25 protein-coding genes are annotated in these 24,461 nt (G+C 45.4%); 9 read left to right on the top strand and 16 right to left on the bottom strand.

Going from position 1 to position 24,461, the window contains the following annotated elements:
• Positions 1-101: 101 nt before the first annotated feature.
• On the bottom strand, positions 102-1,553 hold the full coding sequence (gene xylB, locus OAG1_RS19940) for a xylulokinase (protein ID WP_338622472.1): 1,452 nt from the start codon (positions 1,551-1,553) through the stop codon (positions 102-104).
• A gap of 284 nt (positions 1,554-1,837) precedes the next feature.
• Between xylB and OAG1_RS19935 the strand changes: the two genes are divergently transcribed.
• Positions 1,838-3,016 (top strand): DNA-binding transcriptional regulator, encoded by a 1,179-nt coding sequence (locus OAG1_RS19935; RefSeq protein WP_016401987.1) that lies wholly within the window; start codon positions 1,838-1,840, stop codon positions 3,014-3,016.
• A gap of 90 nt (positions 3,017-3,106) precedes the next feature.
• Positions 3,107-3,997 (top strand): aspartoacylase, encoded by an 891-nt coding sequence (locus OAG1_RS19930; protein WP_338622471.1) that lies wholly within the window; start codon positions 3,107-3,109, stop codon positions 3,995-3,997.
• Between the two features lie 35 nt (positions 3,998-4,032).
• Here OAG1_RS19930 and OAG1_RS19925 read toward each other — a convergent pair whose 3' ends face one another.
• The gene (locus OAG1_RS19925) at positions 4,033-4,581 is read right to left on the bottom strand and encodes a TetR/AcrR family transcriptional regulator (protein WP_338622470.1); all 549 of its coding nucleotides are present in this window, start codon (positions 4,579-4,581) and stop codon (positions 4,033-4,035) included.
• A 139-nt stretch (positions 4,582-4,720) separates the two neighbouring features.
• Between OAG1_RS19925 and OAG1_RS19920 the strand changes: the two genes are divergently transcribed.
• The 4 genes from OAG1_RS19920 to OAG1_RS19905 all read left to right on the top strand — a co-directional run bounded on the left by OAG1_RS19920 (position 4,721) and on the right by OAG1_RS19905 (position 7,922).
• Positions 4,721-5,335, top strand: a complete 615-nt coding sequence (locus tag OAG1_RS19920) for a hypothetical protein (RefSeq protein WP_338622469.1) — start codon at positions 4,721-4,723, stop codon at positions 5,333-5,335.
• 4 nt (positions 5,336-5,339) lie between these two features.
• Positions 5,340-6,221 carry an SDR family oxidoreductase gene (locus tag OAG1_RS19915; protein WP_338622468.1) on the top strand — a complete coding sequence of 294 codons (882 nt, stop codon included), beginning with the start codon at positions 5,340-5,342 and terminating at the stop codon, positions 6,219-6,221.
• A gap of 101 nt (positions 6,222-6,322) precedes the next feature.
• Positions 6,323-6,637: a DUF1840 domain-containing protein gene (locus tag OAG1_RS19910; protein WP_338622467.1), complete on the top strand. Its 315-nt coding sequence runs from the start codon at positions 6,323-6,325 to the stop codon at positions 6,635-6,637.
• Between the two features lie 340 nt (positions 6,638-6,977).
• The gene (locus OAG1_RS19905; protein WP_338622466.1) at positions 6,978-7,922 is read left to right on the top strand and encodes a TerC/Alx family metal homeostasis membrane protein; all 945 of its coding nucleotides are present in this window, start codon (positions 6,978-6,980) and stop codon (positions 7,920-7,922) included.
• Positions 7,923-7,976: 54 nt separating this feature from the next.
• On the opposite strand, the gene OAG1_RS19900 is transcribed toward OAG1_RS19905, so the two are convergent.
• From OAG1_RS19900 to maoP, 8 genes are all read right to left on the bottom strand, one after another.
• On the bottom strand, positions 7,977-8,618 hold the full coding sequence (locus OAG1_RS19900; protein WP_152783082.1) for a PEP-CTERM sorting domain-containing protein: 642 nt from the start codon (positions 8,616-8,618) through the stop codon (positions 7,977-7,979).
• Positions 8,619-8,833: 215 nt separating this feature from the next.
• Positions 8,834-9,805, bottom strand: coding sequence for a magnesium transporter CorA family protein (locus OAG1_RS19895; RefSeq protein ID WP_338622465.1), 972 nt, complete (start codon positions 9,803-9,805; stop codon positions 8,834-8,836).
• A gap of 42 nt (positions 9,806-9,847) precedes the next feature.
• On the bottom strand, positions 9,848-11,218 hold the full coding sequence (locus OAG1_RS19890) for a magnesium transporter (RefSeq protein WP_338622464.1): 1,371 nt from the start codon (positions 11,216-11,218) through the stop codon (positions 9,848-9,850).
• Positions 11,219-11,287: 69 nt separating this feature from the next.
• Complete coding sequence (locus OAG1_RS19885; protein ID WP_016401976.1) at positions 11,288-11,713, bottom strand: RimK/LysX family protein; 426 nt, start codon at positions 11,711-11,713, stop codon at positions 11,288-11,290.
• Positions 11,706-12,260: a mechanosensitive ion channel domain-containing protein gene (locus tag OAG1_RS19880; protein WP_338622463.1), complete on the bottom strand. Its 555-nt coding sequence runs from the start codon at positions 12,258-12,260 to the stop codon at positions 11,706-11,708. The genes OAG1_RS19885 and OAG1_RS19880 overlap by 8 nt, the downstream gene beginning before the upstream one ends.
• A 13-nt stretch (positions 12,261-12,273) precedes the next feature.
• Positions 12,274-13,296, bottom strand: coding sequence for a succinylglutamate desuccinylase/aspartoacylase family protein (locus tag OAG1_RS19875; RefSeq protein WP_221075133.1), 1,023 nt, complete (start codon positions 13,294-13,296; stop codon positions 12,274-12,276).
• A gap of 32 nt (positions 13,297-13,328) precedes the next feature.
• Entirely contained in the window at positions 13,329-14,234 is a 906-nt protein-coding gene (gene rimK / locus OAG1_RS19870) for a 30S ribosomal protein S6--L-glutamate ligase (protein ID WP_016401972.1), read from the bottom strand.
• A gap of 36 nt (positions 14,235-14,270) precedes the next feature.
• Positions 14,271-14,627 (bottom strand): DUF413 domain-containing protein, encoded by a 357-nt coding sequence (maoP, locus tag OAG1_RS19865; protein ID WP_338622462.1) that lies wholly within the window; start codon positions 14,625-14,627, stop codon positions 14,271-14,273.
• 153 nt (positions 14,628-14,780) lie between these two features.
• Between maoP and OAG1_RS19860 the strand changes: the two genes are divergently transcribed.
• The gene (locus OAG1_RS19860; protein ID WP_338622461.1) at positions 14,781-15,674 is read left to right on the top strand and encodes a LysR family transcriptional regulator; all 894 of its coding nucleotides are present in this window, start codon (positions 14,781-14,783) and stop codon (positions 15,672-15,674) included.
• Position 15,675: 1 nt separating this feature from the next.
• On the opposite strand, the gene OAG1_RS19855 is transcribed toward OAG1_RS19860, so the two are convergent.
• Together OAG1_RS19855 and OAG1_RS19850 are read right to left on the bottom strand one after the other, a co-directional pair.
• On the bottom strand, positions 15,676-16,443 hold the full coding sequence (locus OAG1_RS19855) for a hypothetical protein (protein ID WP_338622460.1): 768 nt from the start codon (positions 16,441-16,443) through the stop codon (positions 15,676-15,678).
• Between the two features lie 102 nt (positions 16,444-16,545).
• Complete coding sequence (locus tag OAG1_RS19850) at positions 16,546-17,439, bottom strand: LysR family transcriptional regulator (protein WP_338622459.1); 894 nt, start codon at positions 17,437-17,439, stop codon at positions 16,546-16,548.
• Between the two features lie 233 nt (positions 17,440-17,672).
• Here OAG1_RS19850 and OAG1_RS19845 point away from each other — a divergent pair, with 233 nt between their 5' ends.
• Positions 17,673-19,499 carry an ABC transporter ATP-binding protein gene (locus tag OAG1_RS19845; RefSeq protein ID WP_016401967.1) on the top strand — a complete coding sequence of 609 codons (1,827 nt, stop codon included), beginning with the start codon at positions 17,673-17,675 and terminating at the stop codon, positions 19,497-19,499.
• A gap of 57 nt (positions 19,500-19,556) precedes the next feature.
• Here OAG1_RS19845 and OAG1_RS19840 read toward each other — a convergent pair whose 3' ends face one another.
• On the bottom strand, positions 19,557-20,195 hold the full coding sequence (locus OAG1_RS19840) for a hypothetical protein (protein WP_338622458.1): 639 nt from the start codon (positions 20,193-20,195) through the stop codon (positions 19,557-19,559).
• A 137-nt stretch (positions 20,196-20,332) separates the two neighbouring features.
• Between OAG1_RS19840 and OAG1_RS19835 the strand changes: the two genes are divergently transcribed.
• On the top strand, positions 20,333-21,589 hold the full coding sequence (locus tag OAG1_RS19835; RefSeq protein ID WP_338622457.1) for a sensor domain-containing diguanylate cyclase: 1,257 nt from the start codon (positions 20,333-20,335) through the stop codon (positions 21,587-21,589).
• A 4-nt stretch (positions 21,590-21,593) separates the two neighbouring features.
• Here the strand turns inward: OAG1_RS19835 and yegD are convergent, their stop codons facing one another.
• From yegD to OAG1_RS19820, 3 genes are all read right to left on the bottom strand, one after another.
• Positions 21,594-22,961 (bottom strand): molecular chaperone, encoded by a 1,368-nt coding sequence (gene yegD, locus OAG1_RS19830; RefSeq protein ID WP_338622456.1) that lies wholly within the window; start codon positions 22,959-22,961, stop codon positions 21,594-21,596.
• Positions 22,962-23,052: 91 nt separating this feature from the next.
• The gene (locus OAG1_RS19825) at positions 23,053-23,478 is read right to left on the bottom strand and encodes a hypothetical protein (protein ID WP_338622455.1); all 426 of its coding nucleotides are present in this window, start codon (positions 23,476-23,478) and stop codon (positions 23,053-23,055) included.
• Between the two features lie 70 nt (positions 23,479-23,548).
• Complete coding sequence (locus OAG1_RS19820; RefSeq protein ID WP_338622454.1) at positions 23,549-24,448, bottom strand: transglutaminase-like domain-containing protein; 900 nt, start codon at positions 24,446-24,448, stop codon at positions 23,549-23,551.
• Positions 24,449-24,461: the final 13 nt, after the last annotated feature.

Below are 24,461 nucleotides of genomic sequence, written 5' to 3'. Positions count from 1 at the left end.
GCCGGGGTGAGCACATGTGATAAATGCGGATTTATCAGATGTGTTCACTTAGCTGGCAGAACAGCCATAGCAAGGCTATGGCTGTTCGTTGGGTTTATTGCTTAAAAAAGTGGTGCTAGTTTTGGGTAAAGCGTTTGGTAAGTTTCGCGGCGTTTAGCGTAAACGGCATGGCGCTCGGCATTCACTTGGTGAACTTCAACTAACTCTGGCACTGGGCAAATGGCGGCTAGATCTGGGTTCTCGGTTACCCCAAGTTGGGCTAAACGTGCAGCACCTAGTGCTGGGCCTACTTCGCCGCCTAAGCGGTAACTGACTGGTTGGCCAAATACGTCGGCTAGCATTTGACGCCAAAACTGACTGCGCGCACCGCCACCAATTAAGGTGATTTCTTCTGGTTTTAAGCCCGTTGCATGCAATGCATCTAAGCCGTCGGCAAAGGCGTAAGCCACGCCTTCTAGGACCGCACGACATAAATCTAAGGGGCCAGTTGAATGGGTCATGCCAAAGAATACGCCCTTGGCTTCTGGGTTATTGTGCGGCGTACGCTCACCTGATAAGTAAGGTAAAAAGTACACTGGGTTATCACTTTCTGGTGCGGCTTCTACGGCGGCTAACATGCTTGGCACGTCTGCTTGGCCGGTTAAGTTAACTACCCAATCTAAACACGATGCGGCGCTAAGGATGACCGACATTTGATGCCAAGCACCAGGTAGTGCGTGACAGAAGCTATGTAAGGCTGATTCGGGGTTGCTTAGGTAACCATCACTTACTGCAAAGTAAACACCTGAGGTGCCTAAAGACAACATCGCCTGGCCAGGCTTAGTAATGCCTACACCTACAGCGCCAGCTGCGTTATCGCCACCACCTGCTACTAATGGCACGGCGGGCATGCCCCAGCGCTCGGCGAGTTCTGCTTTAAGGTTACCGGTAACCTCACTGCCTTCAAATAGTTCAGGCATGTGTTCACGGCTAAGGCCAGTGGCCGCTAGAATGTCATCACTCCAGTCGCGCTTGGCTACGTCTAACCACATGGTGCCGGCCGAATCTGACATATCAGAGGCAAAGTTGCCCGACAGCAAGTAACGCAAGTAATCTTTAGGCAGTAGTACTTTGTCGACCTTGGCAAAAATTTCCGGCTCGTTTTGCTTAACCCAAAGTAGTTTCGGCGCAGTAAAACCTGGCATCATCAGATTGCCAACAATATTGCGAGAATTAGGTACTACGCGCTCTATTTCTTCACACTGAGCCGCACTGCGGCCGTCGTTCCATAAAATGGCTGGGCGTAAAATTTCGCCTTGGGCATCCAGTAAGGTAGCGCCATGCATTTGGCCACTTAGGCCAATCGCTTTAACTTCTGCTAGCGAGTGCTGTTTGCTTAGCGCGCTAAGTGCATCTTGAGTGGCTTGCCACCAGTCTTGCGGAGCTTGCTCAGACCACAACGGTGCAGGGCGAGATACTGTTAAGCTTTCGGTGGCTTGGCTTAAAATGTCACCGTTTTCAGCCTGCAGCACAACTTTTACTCCAGAGGTGCCTAAATCAATACCGATATACATAGAAGTTCCTTATTGGACGCGAGCTGCTCGGCGAAACTACACTGTAATTAAGCGGCAGCAAAAGTGTTTTAAATATGAGCTCATCCTGCCGCGGATTGGAAACTTGGCTCAATTACGAAAATTACCAGAGGAATAGCGTTTTTCCATGGCGTGCCTGAGTTCACAGTTTCGTTTGAAATGTGCATGATCATAATCACATTACGATTTTTCACAGTAGCGTTCGGCCCCTTTTTTTTAGATATTAAATTAAATCTTGATTGGCACCGTGCTTTTAGGAGCCCCACATGTTTGATAAACGTTTCAAAATTACATTGTTATTTAATGCAAATAAGGTTTATGACCGTCAGATCATTAAAGGTATTGGCGATTACTTACAGGCATCACAATGTGATTGGGATATATTTCTAGAGGAAGATTTTCGCTGTCGGATCAGCAAACTACAACATTGGGTAGGCGATGGCATTATTGCCGACTTCGACGACCCAGAAATTGAAAAAGCCTTAACTGGGCTACGTGTGCCAGTAGTGGCTGTGGGCAGCTCTTACGAAAACCCAGAGCAATACCCGGATTTTCCTTACGTGGCCACCGATAACCGCGCCTTGGTTAATTCAGCCTATGAGCACTTAAAAGCCAAGGGTTTAGAGTACTTTGCTTACTACGGCATGCCGCCTAATGAGGGCAACCGCTGGGCGATGGAGCGTGAAGCTATTTTTCAGCAACTGGTAGCTGGTGATGGTTACGAGTGTGCGGTTTACCGCGGCATGGAAACTACGCCAGAGTCTTGGCAGTATGCGATGAACCGCCTAGCGGATTGGATTCAATCTATGCCTAAGCCGGTAGGCATTGTAGCGGTATCTGATGCGCGAGCGCGCCACTTACTGCAGGTGTGTGATCACTTGGGGATCATCGTGCCAGACAAAGTGTCAATTATTGGTATTGATGATGAAGACTTAACTCGCCATTTAAGCCGAGTATCTTTGAGTTCGGTGGCGCAAGGTTGTCGTAAAATGGGCTTCCAAGCGGCCAAGCTATTGCACCGCCAACTACAAGGGCAAGAGTTACGTAAAGTGCGTGAGCTGGTAGGCCCAGAGCAAGTGGTTGAGCGCCAATCTACCGATTACAAAGCGCTAAAAGACCCTTACGTTATTCAAGCGATGCACTTTATTCGCCATAACGCCTGTAAAGGCATTAAGGTTGAGCAAGTATTAGATTATGTAAAAGTATCGCGTTCAAACCTAGAAAAGCGCTTTAAAGATGATATTGGTCACTCGGTTCACCAAGAAATTCACTGCGCCAAGTTAGAACAAGCCATGAGTCTGTTGCGTAATACCGAGCTTTCCACCTCCGACATTGCGGAGCTATGTGGTTACCCTTCTTTGCAATACATGTATGCGGTATTTAAGAAAGACCTTGAGTTAACGCCTAAGGCTTACCGTATTAGTAAACAAGAGCAAGAAGAATAGTCAGCAGCAACGGCGCTTTGGCTTGAGTCAAAGCGCATTTCCTTTTAAGCTCAAGGCTGTTTGCTGGTTGGTATAAAAGGAGAGCTGCACTTGTCGAAGATTAATAATGTTGCCATTGTAGGTGGCACCCACGGTAATGAATTTAGTGGGGTGTACTTAATAAATAAATGGCAGCAGCATCCTCAGCTTATTGCCCGCCCTAGCCTCAAAATAGAAACTGTATTTGCCAACCCTAAAGCGCATGGTGAAAACAAACGCTACATTGATGCCGATTTAAATCGCCAATTTAGCGCCAGTAACTTGGCTGATTTTAGTTTGGCCAATTATGAGCAATCACGCGCTAAAGCGCTGCACCAGCAACTTGGCCCTAAATCAAAACCTAACATGGATTTGGTTATCGACTTGCACAATACCACCTCTAACATGGGACCTACCCTTATCTTGTTAGAGCAAACGCCTTTCTACAAACAACTTGCCGCTTACGTCACTATGCAGATGCCAGAAGCCGTAGTGTTTCTCGATGAACCAGAAGAGGATATGAGTAATCACCGCTTCCTCGCAAGCTGTGGTAAATATGGCGTTTTAATTGAAGTCGGGCCGCAGCCGCAATCGGTATTGCGCCAAGATGTGCTGGAGCAAATGGAGCAAATGACTGGGCATATTCTTGATTTTGTAGAGCTGCATAACCACCAAGATTTACCTGAGCTACCCAAACAAGTTGAGGCCTTTTTGTATCTCGATAGCATTAAACTACCGCTTAACGATAAGGGTGAACGACTAGCGATGGTGCACAGCAATGTGCAAGACAATGACTACCAGCCAATTAATACTGGTGACCCTATTTTTAGAACCTTTACGGGCGAAGACATTTGTTATCAAGGCGAGAAAACAGTATATCCAGCGTTTATTAACGAAGCGGCTTATTACGATAACGACTTAGCCATGTCCTTGCTGGATAAAGTGTATTTGGAGCTTGAGTAACACCACTTAACAAGAGCGCTAATTTGGCGCTCTTGTTAGTTGCTTAACTGCGCACTCACCATCTTTATTATGTAGCTGTTATCTAGTGGTTTTCCTGCCATTATTTGATGGTTTAGCAAACCCAGCATAAGCGTGTAAAGGCTATCTTTAGCTTCTTCTGATACATAGCTTGCCAGAAGCTCTAAGTAGTTTTGATTAGCCAGTTGCATGCATGGATCGCTGGCCACATTTTCCTCACCAATCACTTCAATATAGTCGGCAACAAGTTGCATTTCTTTGAAGAATCGCAGCGCCATTTGCCGAAAGATAATGACAAAGTTTTCTAAGCGCTGTTCAAGCTTGGCCTGGGGCGCTAGTGGGGCATCAATTAGCGCTGATGCATCAACACTTACAATGGCTTCGGTGGCTGCAATAAAAAGCTGATCTTTGCTTTTGTAGTAGTGATAGACAGCGCTTTTGCTCATGCCTAGCTGTTCACACAGTTGGCGCATTCCAATATTTTTGTAGCCATATTCGAGAAATATCTCTGTGGCTTTTAGCGCAATCTCCTTGCGCTTTTCATCGTGATTTATCAGCTTTGGCATTTGATTCTCTAGCTCTTTGTTACGTCTAGCACTATAACATGGGTTATTTTTTTAGACCACTCGGACAAAATAAAACTTTACCTTTGTGTGGATTGGTTTTATTTTAAAAAGACCGGTTGGTCTAAATAAGGTGAGAGTTATGAATATAGATTGGCAGCTGCCCGAATTGAGAGCAGGCGTGAAGGGGAAAGTTGATAGCTTTATTGGTCCCGGTGCTACTGATGCGGAGAAAGCTTTGCAACTGTATGTACCTTTTATATCGAGCGCAGCTCTGCTGTTGTGGGCATGGTACGGCGAGCTGGGATGGAGTGTATTTCAGTATGTTGTGGCGGGTATGCTTGCGGTTGATATTGTTGGCGGCATCATTACTAATGCTACTTCTAGTGCTAAACGCTGGTTTCATCGTGATGGACAAGGCTTTAAACAACATATGAGTTTTATAGCTTTGCATTTTGTGCAGTTAAGCCTATTCAGTTGGGCTTTTCTGCAGCTGGATGTGTGGTGGGTTTTGCTAACCGGTACTTATATGCTTTTCGCTTGTGCGTGGGTATTAAAAACGCCGCTGTATTTGCAGCGTCCGGTGGCCTTGATCTTGTATTCGTTTGCGCTAGTTCTTACCTTGGCTGTGTTTGATGCACCGCCGGGATTAGCGTGGTTTCTGCCTTTGTTTTATCTCAAACTACTCATTAGCCATATATTGCGAGAGGAGCCTTATCGCCCGGATTTAGAGACTAAACAAAAGGTGGAGAATTAAACCGATGGATAAGGAGCAAAAAGTATTGCTGGTTGGAGCCACTGGTTATTTAGGTCTGCACATTGTTGAGCAACTATTGGCCAACAACATAGATTTTAAAGCCGTTGCGAGAAACCGCACTAAGCTGCTGGATAAAGGTGTACCCGAGCAGCAAATTATTCAAACGCAAGTCACCGAGCCAAAAGCCATAAAAGGCATCTGCGACGATGTAGATGTGGTTATTTCCTGTTTGGGTATTACTCGACAACAAGATGGCCTGACTTATTTGGATGTGGATTACCAAGCCAACTTGAATCTTCTGTTAGAAGCAGAGCAAGCGGCGGTCAGTAAATTCATTTATGTCTCGGCTTTTAACGCTAAAAAATATCCGCAAGTGCGCTTGTTGGCGGCTAAAGAGAAGTTCGCCAAGCGCTTATTAAGCTCTTCATTGCTGCAAGGCTGTGTGCTTAGGCCAAATGGCTTTTTCTCCGATATGACAGAATTGTATCGTATGGCTGCAAGCGGAAAAGTGTACATGTTTGGCAATGGCGAGGTGAGAGCAAATCCAATTCATGGCAAAGATCTAGCAAGATTTTGCATCGATGCAATAGCTCGGAGTGAATCAGAATTAGACGTAGGCGGACCTGAAGTATTGTCGATGAACCAGATGACTCAATTGGCATTTCAAGCGCAAAACAAGCCGTCAAAATCGATTAAGCTTCCAGATTTCATCCGACGCGTTGCTCTAAGTATTGTTAAGCGACTCCCTGAGAAATGGGGCGGGCCAGCAGAGTTTTTTCTTACAGTGATGGGGCAAGATTCTATCGCACCCGCTTTTGGACAATATACTCTAGGTAATTATTATCGTGATGAGCTAAGTGCGAAAACAAAACCACAAAGGGTTTAATTTTAGTGCGTTAAGCAACAATGTCGTTTTGCTTAAAGAAAGCCTTGGCGATTCGTTTTATGCTGCTAGCCTTGTGTTGATTTATTAATAGGTAAATACCCATGTTAATTACATTCAGATGTAAAGCTTACGCAAATGTCACCATGTTTGGCGATATTGGTTTAGCGCTGTTAAAAATGATGGGACACAGTGGCAGTGTGCCGGGAGCGATACGGGCCGAAGATGTTGCCGAGGCATTAAGCCAGTTAAAAGCTGAGCTTGAGCTTGCTGCAAAAGCTCAGGCAGAACAACCTAACGCTGATGAGTCTGATGCTGAATTAGAACCTGTGATTAGCTTAAGTACTCGCGCTCAACCTTTAATTGAATTACTCAGCTCAGCGCTTAAAAAACAGTGCGACGTTATGTGGGATAGCTGATAGCTAAGTTTAGCGGCGCGAAAGCGCTCCTATTTAGTGATCTGATGTGCTGCAAGTTAATGAAAAATAAGTCTTAAATTGTAGTATTATTTTTGAGCAAAATAAGCCTAGCGCGAGGCAAATTTTAGGCGTAATATCGCGGCGTCTTGGGGAGTAGTTGATGAAAATTTGCATGTCGTCATCCCGTTAGGTGTCTTACCTATCCGGCATGCGAAGGTACCGAGAGGTATCTCGACGAGACCAACACAAAGGTGCTTAGCCAAAAGGTTAAGCGTGTTTGTTTGTGAAGGTCTAGGCATTATCCCATAAAGACTAGATCCTTTGCCCCTGAGGATCAGTAATGAACTCTATCACTTACTTTGTATTTGCACTCGCCACTTTGGTGTTGGTGCTAGTGGACGTTTGGCAAACTCGAAATGGCAATATCAGCTTTAAAAAAGCGGCTCTGTGGAGTGTGTTTTGGTTTGCGTTGGCTATGGCGTTTGCCCTTTCTATACTGTGGTGTTGGCAGTGGTATGCGCCAAACAGTGTATATCGTCCGCAACAGGCGGCAATTGCTTTTAGCACCGGTTACTTATTAGAAAAGTCGCTAAGCATAGATAATCTATTTGTATTCACTGTGATATTTTCCCAGTTCAAGGTACCCGCTGAGTTGCGCCCTCGTGCTTTGTTGTGGGGAGTGATTGGTGCACTGCTGTTACGCAGTGTGATGATTGCCGTTGGCAGCCAATTGTTAGCAAGCTTTCACTGGGTATTGTATGTATTTGCGGCCTTTTTAGTGTGGACAGGCATACAGCTAGCCCTGCCAGAAAAGCACTCCAATAACAAGGCTCAAACTAATAAGCTGCTGGCGAAGATATTGCCAGTGACCGACCAGTATCATGGCCATGCCTTGTGGGTGAAACGGGATAACAAACGCTGGTTTACTCCTATGGCCAGTGTGATTAGCGCCATTGCTATGATGGATGTGTTGTTTGCGCTGGACTCGATACCAGCCATTTTTGCGGTGACTCAAGAGCCATTTTTGGTATTAGCCGCTAACGTATTTGCCTTGTTGGGCCTGCGCTCCTTGTTTTTTGTATTGCAGGGTATGATAGATAAGTTTGTATATTTACGCCCAGCATTGGCAGTAATCATGGTGTTTATTGGGGTGAAAATGGCTTTAGTTGAAACGGTATGGGCGATCCCTACAGCAGTGTCTTTGGTCGTCGTTTTACTGGTGATGGCCAGTGCGGTATTGGCATCAATTCAGCGTAATAGGCGAGTAAGTGCTTCGTCAAACTAAATAACAAGAAACCCGCCTTGAAGCGGGTTTCTTGTTGGTGAATAGCGGTTATGTTTAGCGCTGTTTACGTCTAAACATTAGACCGGCAAAAGCTAAACCGAAAATAGCTAAAGTGCTAGGTTCTGGTACCGAAGTCACAGGAGAAAATGAGCTAACATCAAAGGCCACTTCGTTAATGTTACTTGAGTTACTGTGGATAGATAGATGTTCAATTCGGACGTAGCGGCCAATACCATCTAGCAAATCAAATACTTGACCAGTAGCTTGGTCAAAGTTGGCGGTGAAAGAGCCTAAATCAAGCGCGCTAGAAAACGCTGCGTTATCGTCAATTAACACTCTGAAATCTTTAACACCAAAGATGAAATTGGCATTCCATAGTGCAAAACGGTGAAGGTTATAAACTGCACCTAAGTCAAAATCGGTGTAGCCTAAGGTATCGGTTGCGCCCCACCACTGGTTCGGTGCGGTATTAATAACCGATTGGCTACTTGGATTGTAGGTATCAAAGTCAGTTACACCACTTACAAAGGTAGTATTAAGGCCCGATTGATCAATCGTATTGTTAATATCTCCAGCAAAGCGAGTGCCCATATTAGTACTAACATCTACTGCCGAAAGAATCACGCCAGCTTGCGCCGATAGGTTGGTAAGTAATCCAAATACTAAACTACATAGTATTAACTTAGCTTTTTTCAATTTCTTTATCCCTTGTTTGGCTAAAAATCACATCTTTAGATGTGATTTCGATAGCAATTTTTAAGCCAATAAAAAATCACTTTTATTTCATAATCTTATGCTATTTGACATATGATTGAGAAAAAAGATGTAAAGAAATCTGACGTGCTACTTTTGGGGTAAGTAGATGATTTGGATGCACATAAATAGATGGTAGCACTAAGGCTCACGGCAGCTTAAAACCAGCGCTTCCATTTAAATACGGCAATTAGTGATACTGCAATTAGCAGCATTGTGCCAAGCAAAATGAAGTAGCCATTTGGGTGATGAAGTTCGGGTATCACTTCAAAATTCATTCCGTAAATGCCGGCTAAAAAACTTAAAGGGACAAAGATGGCGGTAATTAAGGTTAATACTCGCATGGTGTTGTTAAGTTTGTGCGAACTTATCGATAAGTAACCATCCACTAAATCACCGCAAATGTCATAATACATGCTGCTAAGGCTATGCAAACGTTCGAAGCGCTCGTGTAAGTCTTGCAGCACCGGTTGGTCTATCGCTATGTTGTTTACACTTTGTTCTTGCTCGAGATGCAGTAGCTTTTTACTTAGGCTGAGGTGGTAACTAAAAATTCGGTTGAGTCGAAGAATGTCGGTTTTGTAGCGAGTAATTGTGCTGAGTAATTGGTCGTCTCCGTGACTACTTAATTGCTCTTCTAATTCACTTAGTTGGTCTTCAAACTCTAGCAACTGGTTTAAATACAAGGTTGAGGCACTGTGCATTATCCGGCTAGCTAAACTTAATGGGTGCTGTAAGTATTTATGAAAGGGCTGTTGTAATAGGTTTTCTATGCCCTGCGACTGACCATCGTGCAGAGTAATGAGATAGTTTTTGCCTACAAACATGGCCAGTTGCATATGCTCAAATTTTAAATCACCAATACAGTGCTGAATGCCTCGATAAAGCATGAATATTTGTTCGTCAAACAGCTCTATTTTCGGTGGGTGACGGGGGCGAAAAGTATCGATTATTGCTAAAGGGTGGCACGCAAAGCGCTTAAGTAATTGCTCGGCTTTGGCATGGCTAAAGCTGCGCAAGTCAATATCAATCCAGATAGTGCCTGCTTCTTGTTCTAACCATGGACCAATTTGCTGCTCGTCGCCCTGTAGCGGCGCTTCGCCTTTATGGCTTAACCAAGTTCTAATCATTGTGTGCCTTTTAGCTATTTAGTTGCATTTTTTGTGGGAGGTTTAGCCCATTAATAATAGTGAGGCTAGGCCAAGAAAAGCCACAAAACCTACGATGTCGGTCACGGTGGTTAAAATTACCGAGCCGGCAACGGCTGGGTCAATCTTCATTTTCTTAAGTATAAATGGAATCATTGTGGCAGATGCCGCTGCGGCCAGGCTATTGAGCACAATGGCCACAAAGATAACTGCACCTAAAGCGGCAGATTTAAACCACAGGCTAACCACTAGGGCGATAACCAGACCCAAGACTAAGCCGTTGAACGCGGCAATCTTTAACTCTTTGTTAAGTAGAAGCTTTAGGTTACTTTGCTGTAAGTGATTAAGCGCTATACCACGCAAGGCTACCGCCAAGGTTTGGCTGCCTGCAATACCGCCCATGCTGGCCACCACCGGCATTAATATCGCCAGTGCTACTAGCTGTTGGAGTGCTCCTTCAAACAAGCCAATTACCCATGAGGCTAAAAACGCTGTGGCTAAATTGGTGGTTAGCCAAATCGCCCGCATTTTGGCGGCGGTAGGCACTGGGGTAAACAGATCTTCTTCATCAGATGGTGTATCGATAATCGCAACATCTAAACTGCGCTCTTGTAGCCATTGCACTATGTTGGATAAGGCAATAGCCCCGACAATTTTTCCGTCTTTTTGTACTGGGTTCCAAGCATGGCCTGGCACCATATTCAATGATAAGGATACATCGGCCAGCATTTGCTGGTGGTCAAATACCTCAATGTTCTGGCTAAGTTCAGTAAGTTTAGTACTGTCGGCAGAGTTGGCGATGTCGGTCATGCTGCAAGCACCCTGAAACTGCCCTTGGGCATCCACCAAGTATACCGCCACATGCTTGTCGGTTTGGGCGCTCAATCGCTGCTTAATTCTGGCTACCGTTGAGTTGGGGCGTGCACGTAGAATGTGAGTATCAACATAACGGCCAATTTGTTCATCATCGTAACTTAGTGCATCTTGCAGCTGTGCCGCGCTAAGCTCGTCTTGTTGCTCAAGATAAGCCTCCACCATCGATTCGGGAAGAAAATCGGCAAACTCAACAATTTCGGTATCGCTTATGGTTTGCTGTAGCGCGTTTAGCTGTGATTGATTAAATAGCTCGAAGAAGTGTTTAACGGTTTCATATTGCATGAGATGCAATATGTCCCAGTAACGCTCGGTCGCTAGCTGAGGCCAGATATGTTGACGATAGTTATCGGGCAAAGACTCAAGTAAATTAGCCAATACCGCATTGTCGTATTGGCTTATAAAGCTGAGCTCGGCAGCGGGCTGCTCTTGTTCAAGAACGTCCAAAACGCGGCGAAGCGCCGCATCATGATGACCATCAAAGGTTTGTTGGTTGGAGCTTGCTAGGTTTTCGCTGGTCATTGGCTAAGTCCTTGTGTTTACGGCTTATTAAGTGCTGGTATTCCTTATTTTGGCGCTGGTTAGTTAATGTTAACTGTTTACCAGAAAGCTTTGAGCAGGGTCTACCAACACTTTATCGCCCATGCCTTGTCGACCTAACAACATTAAGTAGGTCATGTCTTGGCGGTTACTTAAGGTTATCTCAATGGGCCAAATATGTTCGCCCAGCTGAAAACGCGTTTGTATAACGTAACGTTGCTCCACGTCACCATTAGATGACTTGATTTTCCTAGTGTCGTAAATAGGTGCACTACAACGGCAAACTTGTTCCAGGTTATAGATGTCTGGGTGCAAATCAAAGCTAATGTGCGGTTTGCCGTTAACTTTAATTTGCTCCAGATTATCTACGTGTAAAGCCGAGGTTTTTGCGCCGGTATCAACTCTAACCGGTAAATCATTAATGCCTAAGTCTGGCAAGTTACAGGTTTCTAAGTTGCCAATTACCAGTTTATTCACCGCTTACTTCCTCTTCGTAACCTTGCGCTTTTGGTTTGGAATCTACAGCGCGAGTAGGTTGGTGCTCACCAATGACCACGGCTTTTTGAAAGACCATAGCATTTGGAAAGGTGAGCTTAGAGCCATTTTCAGCCAGCAAAATAACGTGGAACAAGGTGATTTCTTCTAAACGCCCTTCAACTGAGTTATCCCCATCTAGGATCTTAACTTGGTTACCAACCCGGTAAGGAAAAAAGAAAAACACAATAATGCTGGCGGTGACATTGCTTAAAATCGACCACTGAGCAAACAAGGCTACGCCAATAACGGCAAATACCGAGGACAAAAATACCCCAAAATCATTAAAGCCTAGATCGCTAATCAGGCTAACCACTAGTGCCAGTATTAATACTAGAGCACTACGCAGCACCCAACTAACATAGTGGATCCGTGTTTTATCAATATTGCGTGCTGCTCCGTAGTTAAGCACCAAAGTATTTACTTTGCTTTGCGCGACATAAAAAATCGCAAATGCTACAACGATTAGTAAAAAGGTATTAATACTCATTGTTTAGCTTCTCCTATTGAGGATGTTGAACAGCGTTGATAACAGGATTTATGGACTCTTGCCAGTTCTCGATCTGTTCGGCAACTTCATCTTGTTCTGCCCCAAAATAGGCAAGGTGATACATCGCATCGCCCTCTTGTACTAAGGGGATATTTTGCTTGCCGATCACAATGCCCGAGCGCTTTGCCTTCACTTTACTGATTAGCTCACCAAAGGGGCTATTTATTTCGGCCAAAATATCACCGGCTTCAACCAAATCGCCTAGCTGGGTCGTTTCACTGACTATGCCGCTGGCAGATGCGCGTAACCATGCACTGTTATAGGCTATGTACGGTGAGGTTTTTTTAGTGCTACGGCGTTTTTTTACCATGCCTAAATGTGACAGTACTTTTAATATGCCTTTCACGCCGCTTTGAATCGATAACTCATCAAAACGCAGTGCTTCACCAGCTTCGTAAAGCAGGATCTTGGTGTTGTTATCTACTGCCGCTTCACGCAATGAACCATCACGTAAATCGGCATTAAGTAATACCGGCACGCCAAAGGCCTCGGCCAATAACTTGGTTTCGGGGTCTTTCAGGTTGGCTCTAATTTGCGGCAAGTTAGAGCGATGAATCGCACCGGTGTGTAGATCTATCCCGTAGTCACAATGGGCAACAATTTCAGTTAAGAAAATATGCGCCAAACGCCCGGCCAACGAGCCCTTTTCTGAGCCAGGAAAGCAGCGATTTAAGTCGCGCCTGTCTGGCATATAACGGCTTTGATTAAGCACCCCATAAATATTCACCATTGGCACAGCAATTAAGCAGCCTTTGGTGATTTTAAAGCTTGGCGAGCGGGTTAAACGGCGAATTATCTCAATGCCATTTAGCTCATCACCATGCACTGCGGCGCTTACAAATACCGTTGGGCCTGGTCGTTTGGCACGGGTAATTAGCACTGGAATCGAAATATTCGTGTCGGTATATAACTTGGCCACTGGGATTTCGATATGTTTTTGCTCTCCCGGTTTTATTTCTGTTCCAGCGATAATCATGTTTTTTGCCTCATTGTTTGACGCTTGGCTTTTTAGCCTTTTCCACGAGTTTTAGTGGCGAAAGGTTTAGCGTTTTTTTCGATAAACTCAAATACCATACCGGCAACATCTTTGCCGGTGGCAGTTTCTATGCCTTCTAAGCCAGGGGAGGAGTTTACTTCCATCACCACTGGCCCGTTGTTTGACTGCAAAATGTCTACACCACATAAGTTTAAGCCCATAGCTTTAGCAGCATTTACCGCCGTGGCGCGTTCTTCTTTACTTAAACGCACTAGCTGAGCTGCGCCGCCTCGGTGTAAGTTTGAGCGAAACTCGCCTTCTGCAGCTTGGCGTTTCATTGCTGCGACTACCTTGCCGCCAACCACTAAACAACGAATGTCGGCACCGCCAGCTTCTTTAATAAACTCCTGAACCAAGATATTGGCTTTTAAACCCATAAACGCTTCGATCACGCTTTCGGCTGCCTTGTTGGTTTCGGCTAACACTACGCCGATACCTTGGGTGCCTTCTAGCAGTTTAATCACAAGCGGAGCACCGCCCACGTTTTTGATTAGATCCTGAATTTTGTCAGGTTTGCTAGCAAAACCAGTGCGCGGTAAGCCAATGCCCTTACGTGACAATAACTGTAGCGAACGCAGTTTGTCGCGCGAGCGGCTAATCGCCACTGACTCGTTAACGCAAAAGGTGCCCATCATTTCAAATTGACGTACTACCGCGGTGCCATAAAAGGTAATTGATGAGCCAATTCGCGGAATGACTGCATCATACTTGGGCAGCACTTCACCGTTATACCGTACCGTTGGTTTGCTACTGGTTATGTCCATATAGCAGTGCAAGGTATCGATAATGTCTACTTGGTGCCCACGAGCTTCACCGGCTTCTTTTAAGCGGCGGGTGGAGTAGAGGTTTTCGCCTCGAGATAAAATTGCTATACGCATTGTTCAGTCCTAATGGTTAAAAGTTCAGCCTGTTTGCTAATCATCTTCAGTGATAAATGTTTCATCTTCATTTTCAAAATTGTCAGTAGTTGATTTACAACGACTGTGTAAGGTGTGAAAACGTCGACGAGTTTGTGCCAGCTTTTTGTACTTCATCCAGATCTTCTCAAGCTTGCTTTCTGGCTCTAGCTGCTGGCTACATACCAATAAAAAGCGCTGTTCTTGGTTGCCTTCTGGCAGTAATTCTCCGGCATCTATGGCGCGCATGGTTTCGCCGTATAAGCTTAGTAACTCCGCTTCAAGCAAAGTAAAATCGCCTGATTTACGAAAGCCATGTTTAAAGCGTTTGTCGTCATAAAAACGTTTGTTGCCAAAGCGAAAATCGACAATCATGAGGTCACTCCAACTGAGAATTAAGGCTGTTTAAGCAGCGGGATAAGTTGGCTGCAAGGTAGTGATTATTGGCGAAACAAGAAAACGAATTGTTTTTGTCGTAACAACAAAATTTGTTTGTTAACCTCAGCTTAGCTGGGGAGGCGTAAGTAAATGGATGTAAAAGTATTCCGAACGTTCTTGGAAGTGGCCAAAGAAAAGCATTTTGGGCGGGCTTCAGAGAATTTGTATATTACCCAAGCGGCAGTGAGCGCCCGAATTAAGCAGTTAGAAAGCTATTTCGATACCCAGCTTTTTATTCGAGACCGCAATGCCATCAAACTCACCAGCTCCGGTGAGCGTTTAATTACTTACGCGGAAAATATGGTGCGAACCTTAGAGCAATCTAAAGCAGAGTTATTACTTAGCAAAGCTCATGCAATTCAACTTGCTTTAGCGGGGACGCCGAATAGCTGGGATGCCTTTTTGCAACATGGCTTAAGTGTGGTTACCGAGGTGTTTAGCGGCTATGCGTTTAGCGCAGAAACCATGGGGCGTGAGCAAATGCACCGCGCATTATTAGAGCGCACTTTAGATATTGGGGTGGGTTTTGACGCCCTAAAATCTGATGAACTGGCAAGCAGCCAAGTGGCCCAACTATCATTGTTGTTGGTATCCACCACACCGCAGTTGCAGCAGCAAGCGTTGGAAGAAGGCTATGTATATGTGGATTGGGGTAGCCGGTTTGCCTCTGAACATGCCTTGCGCCATGCCAATACGCCACCGCCTTTCTTACGCACTTCCACTGGCCGCATCGCTCTAGATTTTATTCTAGAAAAAGGTGGTGCTTGTTACTTGCCAGAGTCGATGGTGGCTCCGTTTATCGATAGCCAGCAGTTATGTTTGGTTGAAGACGCCGAGCCTTGGCTACGGCCTGTGTATCTAAGTTATCGCAAAGACTCTGCTGCGCTTGAGCAAATCAAGCAGGTGGAAACACTGTTGGATAACAGTGAGCCCACCAGTCCGTTTGTGTTGCAACAAGCCGGAGATACTCCTCCTGCCGAGTAACTTAACTCTGCATAGGCGCGGTTAAGGTGAAGTCGATTAAGCTGTCTTTAGGCAGCTCGATGTCATTGCCTTGAGTTATGACCGAAGCTCCTACACCTACTTTAGCACCATTTCTAGCGCCATCGCTGCCGTTAATTAAACCACCAATAGCTGCCGCTCGTGCGGTTTTTCCCACAGTATCTCCTGCGGTATTACTGCCACTTGAACTTAATACATCGGTTTGAATATCGTGCATTTGGTCGTTGATGCGAATATTGGTAAGGGTAATGCTCATACTGGCAGAACCTGCCAAACGACCCGCTTTTTTAACTTCACTTAATTGTCCATAAACGGTACTACCTCGTGGTGCTACTAAGGCATCTCCGGCCATTAAGTCGGCTTCTAATACCGCAGTAAAACGCTGGCCGGTTTCATGTTGGCGAGTATTTACGCCTTCGCTCATACGCACCGTTAGCATAGTGCCTGCAGGCACGGTTACAGGCTCTTGGTTAGCCTCGGTATTTACAGTTGCGCTAGTTTGGTTGGTTTCGGTAAAGCTACTAATGGTGGCGCCATCTTCTGGGGTATCACTAAAACTAATATTTTGCACCTGTTCGGTTGGCAGCTTTACTTCAATACCATGCATGTCTAAAACCAGCTCGTCGGCATTTTGCGACACAATGGCACCTTGGATGGAGCGACCATCTTTTAGCTGTACCGTAGCGGCATGAGCTGAACTTGAAATAAGGCCAGCGAAGATAAGTGCGTAAAGGGAAGCTTTAATTTTCATTGAGTGTTTCCTGCAATGGACTGGTTAAGTTGAGCCCATTGTAGGTAAGCTTAAGTGGCTTAAAAATCCACCAAGGTGAAATCCATTGTTTCACCAAATGGACTAATTAAGGTTGTTTTGCCAAAAGGCCTGCACTTTGTCGATAAACACTGCGACTTTGGCGGGAAGAAATTGCCGCGAATGATAAATAGCGTAAATGTAACCGCTAAGTTGTTGCGGCTGAGCATAGGCTTTAACTAAGCGCCCTTGTTTAATTAACTCTTTTGACAGAATATCTGGCACCAGTGCGATCCCCTTGTCTTGCAAGCATAAATCTAAACCTAGGTCGGGGTTTTGAACGCTAAAAAATGGCGAGACAGGCTGTGATATTAGTTCGTTGTTATGTTCAAATCGCCAGGAGTGAGTGGGTGCTTGTGACACTGAGTTAAAGATAATGCGGTGTTTATCTACGTCACTGGGTACTTGAAGTAGCCCATTTTTAGCAATGTAAGTGGGGCTGGCGTAGTAGTCATATTTTATGGTGGCTATTCGCCTCGCAATCAGTGAAGAGTCTTTAGGTTCATCCACATGAAACATAATGTCGTAGCGGGTTGAGGTTTGCTCTTCTTGGCGCCCTTCACTGCTGTATGCTTCAAACTTAAGCTCTGGGTATTGATTGATCATCTCAATCACTACCGGCCAAAAAATGCGTAACAGAGTATTGGGGATGAAGATGCTTAAAGTGCCACTGGGGTGCTGGTTTTGTTGTTGGGTGTTTTGTTCTAGCTGTTTAGCTTGGTTTAGCAATTCTTCACAGCCTTTTAGGTAATTAATACCTACTTCGGTCAAACTTAAGCTGCGGGTTGTACGGGCTAACAGCTTTACCCCAAGGTGTTTTTCTAGATTGGTGATACGTCGACTAATGGTTGATTTGGGGATGTTGGTAAAGTCTGCCGCCTTGGTAAAACTGCCTTGTTTTGCCAAGTTAACAAATAACTCCATGTCTTCTAAATTCATCGCTGCCTCCTTACCCTGCTGGTTGTTCCATTATATGCAACAGTGCGGTGAGTGCTTAGGTTTTTATTGGCTTTGTGCATGCCTTCCGTAAATAAATATTTGGTGTAAGCCTTGGTGCGTAACGATTTGTCGTTTATTGGTCAGTAAGGCTGCGCATATTTGACAAAGTACGCTACAGTACAAATGCGAGTTAATTCGTTGTAACACCAAGATTTATTACAAGGAATGTCTAGATGTTTAGTTTTTTTGAAGGGCTCACCGTTCCATTTCCAAAACAAGAGCCTAAACAACCACCTAAAGGTTTATATCAATTCTGTCGTCACTATTGTGCTGGCATGGGTAAGCCTTTGTTATTTATGTCGGTGGTATCGGCCTTAATTGCTATTTGCGAAGTTGCTTTGTTTGGTTTTATGGGGCAATTGGTTGATTGGCTGGGCACTAAAGATCCCGCTACCTTTTTCAGCGAAGAGGCAGCAACCTTATGGATGATGGGGCTCACTTTGTTGGTGGTAATGCCGCTGCTGATCTTGTTGGATTCTCTGTTGATTCACCAAGCCTTGTTGGGCAATTTCCCAATGGCGATTCGCTGGTCGGCTCACCGTTATTTGCTGCGCCAGAGCGTGTCATTTTTTGCTAATGACTTTGCCGGACGAGTAGCCACTAAAGTTATGCAAACCTCATTAGCTGTGCGCGAAACAGTGATGAAGTTGCTAGACCTGATGGTGTACATCTTGGTTTATTTTGCCGCCATGGTGGTGCTGGTGGCACAAGCCGATATTCGACTCATATGGCCGATGTTGCTATGGCTTTGTGCTTATATTGGGGTGCAGTTGTACTTTGTGCCTAAGCTAAAACGCATTTCAACCGAACAGGCTAATGCCCGCTCATTGATGAGTGGTCGAATTGTTGATAGCTACACCAACATTGCTACGGTAAAGCTGTTTTCGCATAGCCAACGTGAAGCCGATTATGCCCAAGAAGGGATGGATGCTTTTTTGGTTACCGTGCACAAACAAATGCGTTTGGTGACTGGCCTTAACTTTTCGGTGCAACTGTCTAATTACCTGCTTACCTTTGGTATTGCTGCGTTGTCTATTTACTTGTGGACCTTGGGTGATGTATCGGTGGGCGCTATTGCGGTAGCAATTGCCTTGGTATTGCGCCTTAATGGTATGGCGCAGTGGATTATGTGGGAAATAGGTTCTTTGTTTGAAAACATTGGCACCGTGGCCGATGGCATGACTACCTTAACCACCAAGCAAACTATTACCGATAAAAAAGATGCCAAGCCAATTAAGGTGACTGAAAGCCGCATTCATTATCGCGATATTCGCTTTCACTACGGTGAGCAAAGTGGCGTGATTGATAAGCTTAACTTGCAAATTAAAGCGGGTGAAAAGATTGGCCTAGTAGGGCGTTCGGGAGCCGGTAAAACCACCTTGGTTAATTTATTGCTGCGTTTTCATGATGTGGAAGGCGGCGCTATTTTGATCGACGATCAAGATATTAGCCAAGTGACCCAAGATAGCCTGCGGGCGCAAATTGGTATGGTGACGCAAGATACGTCCTTGCTGCATCGCTCGGTGCGCGACAATATTTTGTATGGGCGTCCCGACGCAAGCGAAGAGCAAATGATTGAGGCTGCCAAGCAAGCTAAAGCCCATGAGTTTATTTTAAGCCTTAGCGATCAAGACGGTCGTACTGGTTACGACGCCCATGTAGGCGAACGCGGGGTTAAGCTTTCGGGCGGTCAGCGCCAGCGAATTGCGATTACCCGAGTACTGCTAAAAGATGCGCCTATTTTAGTCTTAGACGAAGCGACTTCGGCGCTAGATTCTGAAGTAGAAGCGGCAATTCAAACCAGTTTGAATCAGTTGATGGAAGGTAAAACGGTGATCGCAATTGCTCACCGCTTATCAACGATTGCCGCCATGGACCGTTTAATTGTGCTAGATAAAGGCGAGATTGTAGAGCAAGGCAGCCATGCCGAGTTAATCAAAGGTGACGGTATTTATAGTCAGCTTTGGGCGCATCAAACTGGTGGTTTCTTGGGTGACTAATCCTGATAGCTAGTTTTGAAAAGCCAGCAGAGATGCTGGCTTTTTTGTTGTTCAGAGTTATTTAATAGCAGCTTTAGCCCGCTGGCGCTGACTAAATCGCTGTGGTGCTGGCTTTAAGTGCTCTAGCAAATGTTGATTTTGAGCGGCGGTTTTCTCAACTAATTCTGCCGTTGTTTTTAAGCTAGATGCCAGTTGGTTAAGTTGTCCGGTGGCGCTAAGCACTGCTCGGCTAGTTGGTGCCAGCACACTAAAGTAAATAGCCAACAAAGCGACAATAATGATTATCACCAAACTGATTAAGATGATCATTACCCAAAACTGCACTTCACTGGATAGCTTATCGGCTAAGTTCACAATGGGTTTGGTGCTTTGCGCGACGGTATCGGGCAGTTGCTTTAAGCTGCTATCTAGCTGTTGGCTTAGCTGCTCTACCGCGTTAAGGGTTTGCTGAAAGTGCTGTTGTTGCTCTGGGCTAAGTTCTGGATTGCTAGCAAGTTGATTAACGCTATCGGCAATGTCTCGCAAAGCTTGTGACGCCTGAGTCGCAGCTTTATCAATCCCTACCACTTCTACCTGTAATTGCATATTAAGTTGCGGAGAGTCTGATTCAAGCATGGCTGAAGACTCATTGGCATTGGCCAGGGTGAGATTACTTAGGCCGAGTATTAACAAGCAGGCTGTTAACAGGGTTCTCATTGGTTTTCCTCAGGTTTATCGCAAAGCTAGTAGCAATGTAACAGTACTATTAATTAAGTGGTAGTTAGTCACCGGTAGTTGAGTTCATCCTTGTGCCTGACTACGCTTAAATTACCTTAAGTAAAGTATGGTTAAGTATGGGCAAAGTTTCTGACATTAGTGCTTATTACGGAATAGTGATCCACCGGGACTTTGTACCGCTGTTCGCTGACGAACGCTATGCTCAGATGTTCGGCTACGATAGTGCTGAAGATATTATGGCCTTGCCTTCTTTACTGGAACTGATTGCTGAAGATGATCGCGACGAAGCGATTAGCGCTTACGAGGCAGTAATGAGTGGCCAAGCGCGGCCAAAAGTAAGGGTCTACGAAAACTATAATCGAGACGGTGAGCAATTCTCGGTGTTAACCATTGATCACCTCACCGAGTGGCAGGGCAAACCTGCTTTGCAAATTACTCTAGTGGATTTTTCACCACAAATTGCCGCGGAGAAAAAGCTACAGCAAAGTGAGCAACGTTATCGTTTGTTAACAGAATCTTCTTTGCAGGGAATTATGGTACACCGCTTTTTTGAACCGCTTTATTGCAACCAAGCGATGGCGAATATATTGGGTTATGACAGCCCAGAAGCAGTGCTTAAGTTGGACAGCCTATTGTCTATTATCCCCGAAGAAAACCAACAACAAGCTATTCAATTACATGAACGCTTGATTCAAGGTGAGGTGGATAGCAATAGTGTTGTCACTGAAAATGTTCGCCGTGATGGCACATCCGCTTGGTTGCACATTAGTGAAGCGGTGGTGAAGTGGAATGGCAAACCTGCTGTGCAGTCAGTGATGATGGATGTGACGCAGCAACATCATGATCAGCGACGTTTAGAGTTTCAGGCAAATCATGATCCGCTCACTGGATTAATGAATCGGCGCTCCATGAGTGAGACCCTTACGGAAGAGTTTGCCATTAGCAAACGCTCGCTACAGCCCTTATGTTGTATCTTGTTAGACATTGATAACTTTAAACAAATTAATGATCGATTTGGTCATTCTGCCGGTGATGAAGCCTTGCGGTTATTTGCCATAGAAAGCTTAAAGGTGCTGCGAAACGGTGATTATTTATGTCGTTGGGGCGGAGAGGAGTTTTTGTTATTGTTGCCTAATACAGTGCAAGAGCAGGCACTACTAATAGCCGATCGAGTCCGAGAGCATTTAGCCGAGCTTGAAGTGACTAAAGATGAGCATAAATTTAGCACCACCGTGAGTTTGGGGTTGGCTATGTTAACTAGCTATGATTCTAGCCCAGAAGCGCTGGTTGCTCGTGCCGACAGCGCTTTATATATTGCCAAAGAGCGCGGCAAAAACCGGGTGGAATTAGCGCCGCAAGTTTATGAGCTATAGGTATTTATTCAAAGATATGGTCGGCCCACAAGGTTAAGCCGCTGGTTACGCTACCAAAGTTATCCCCGCTAATTAAAGGTGCTTGATAGCGTTTGGCTAAAAAGTTTTTAACCATGGGTGAATTGGCGCTACCGCCAGTTAAGAATATCGCCTCGGGTTGGCAACCTGCTTGCGCGATAACATCGTCACTAAGTGCAGCAATACTGTTAAGCAGTCGTTCAGCTGCCTGCTGGTAAGCCTCTTGAGTGACGTTTACTTCTAGTTGCTCCAGTAAGTAAGACAAATCCACAGTGGTCGTACTCGCTTCGCTTAACGCAATTTTGGCTTGCTCTGCACAGGCACTTAGCTGGTAGGTTTGTCGCTCTGTGCTTAGGCGTAGCAAACCTTTAAGTGGGCTTAATTGCGGCTCTTTCAGTAAGCGCTGCAATAACAGGCGGGTATCTTTTTCGTAGAAACGGGTTTGCGCTGGGAAGTCATTAATTGCAGCTGCATCCCAAAAAGGCTTAATTGGCATTGGCTGGCCACTGGCTAAATTAAGCTTGGCGCCTAGGCTGGGCATTAGGGTTTCAAAATTTAAAGCTATGTCGAAGTCATTACCGCCAATGCGCTCGCCGTTGTAACCTAGCACCAAGTCTTGATGATCTCGCTCGGCAAGGTAGTTTGGCCCCATAATTAGCATCGATACATCGCTGGTTCCACCGCCAATATCAATCACTAATACACGTTGTTCTTGCTGTAATTGCTGTTGATAGCTTAAACCAGCAGCCATCGGCTCATACAAAAACTCTACCTGCTTAAAGCCTACAAAACGGGCTGCATTGCTAAGAATAGTGATGGCTTGTTGGTTGCTTACTTCGCTGTTTAAACCTTGGAAGTTAACTGGGCGACCGATTACCACTTTGGCCAGTTCGGCTTGACCACTTTGTTTCACTTGCTGGCTTATGTGCCACATCATGGCGGCGGCAATATCTTCAAACTGTTGCTGTTGACGCTCGCGAATACCGCTAGCACCCAAAAATGACTTGGGGGAACGCACGTAATAACAATCGGCGGGGTCGACGAGGTACTCTTTTAGCGCTTGTTGGCCAAAGCTTAGGTGCTCGTCGTAGCCGTCAAGTTTGAGTTCTTTTAAGGCGCGTAAACTGGCACTTAGTTGGTTACCACGTGCTTGCTGATAAGCCTGGGCCTTACCTTGAGCGTCTAATTGCTGATATAACCACGCACAAATCATCTCTGATTGGGGGGCAAATAAGGTAGAGGGCATATAATTGCCGTGCTCGGGAAGCCTGACTAGTTGCGCTTGTTTACCTTGTATTACACCAACCGCACAGTTGGACGTTCCAAAATCGAAACCCGCAATTGAATGATTCATAACCAAGGCCTTATACCTGCAAAAAAGGTCGCGCAGAGTAGCAAAATTACCGTCCTGAGTATAGCGTTTCAGAGCTTCAGTTTTAGCGAATTTACCAGTTTAAATCGGCGTCAATAATCGTCAGTACATAGTTTTCTTGATTGCTGTCGCTGCGCTGCAATTGCCAGTGCTCGTCATCGATTTTTTGATAAACCAGCTGTTCACCGTGGCCAGAGTCAGCATATAGCTGTAGCTGTTTAAAACTACTTGAAGGGGGATTAGTGGCTTGGCTAAGGTCAAAGAAAGCCAGTATTTGTTTGCGTTCTCCCGAGACGACTTGGCCTTTGAGCAATTGCTTGTCTACCGCCTCTATTTGCGAGCTTAACTCACTGCTGAAGTTGAGATTGTAGTTACTTTGGTTATCTAGGGTATAGCGGCTATAGAGGGTGTAGTCTTCGCCCGTAAGCGGCTTATTGCTGTTACAAGCGTTAAGGCTAAACAACAGTACTAGGCCAAGAGCTTTGCGGTGGTGGAGCATTATTGCAGTTACTTTGTATTCTATTAATAGCGCGAAATATAGCTTAATAGTGTTGTTTGTCAATGAGAGTTTAGTCGGTCTCCACAGCACTGTTGTGCTGTTGCAACAAGTCTTCAATGTTGGGAGCAAGCTGCCATTGCCAGTTAGCGGGAAAAGCCAGCTCTTGGCCTTTCGATTGTGCTAAGGCTTGCTCGGCTAAGGACTTAGCGCTTAGCTCTGCCAGTTTATCGAGTAGCTGTAAATCTTGCCTAGCTTGGCTGTATTCAAAATAGTGTTTGTTGAGTCCCCAGCCGCTGTCCCAGGCGAGCAACTCGATTTTACTTAGGGCAAATATGTCGCGCAATAAGTTGCCTTGTAGCAATGGCCAGCCAGTGATGCTCAAAATGCCAAACTGCTGGGCGAGTTCTGGTTCTCGCCGGCAAAGTTGCCAGGCAGAGCCTGCATAAATAAATTGCTCATTTGGCAAGTCTAGTGGATCAAACGTAATGTTCAATAGCGCTTGTTGCTTGGTATCAAGCTGAGCGTCTACTTTTATCCAACGTTGTTGTTGCTTGTGCCAATATTCACATATCCAATGGTCTTCGTAAGGGTGCATGCCGAGGTAGGCGGCAAAACCACAGCGTAAGCGCGCTGCAATGCCTTGAGCGCGTAATAATGTGCAGAGCAGCAAGGCAAAATCTCGGCAATTTCCAAGCATTCTTTGGTTAGCTGGTTTGTCCGCAAGCAGCGGCCGCTCGGTATTACTTAAGCGCTTTAGCTTTTGCTGCACGCTGCGAGTTTGCATTTCGTCTAGGCGCTGGGTGAAATCTGGGTCGAGCTGGTAGTGTTGTAACCAATAGGGATGAACCAAGTTGTTTTGCACGCACTTAACCAGTTTTGCAATATCCGCTTGGCAATCTGGCAGTTGCGACAAATAGTTTTTGGGGTCACTAAACTCACTAAAACTGGCGTAATTAATTGAAGAGGTCATGGGTGCTTGCCTT

The sequence above is a fragment of the Agarivorans sp. OAG1 genome (assembly GCF_037076485.1).
GTDB lineage: Bacteria > Pseudomonadota > Gammaproteobacteria > Enterobacterales > Celerinatantimonadaceae > Agarivorans > Agarivorans albus.
Note: the sequence above shows the minus strand (reverse complement) of the source record. Positions and strands in the feature narration are given on the sequence as shown.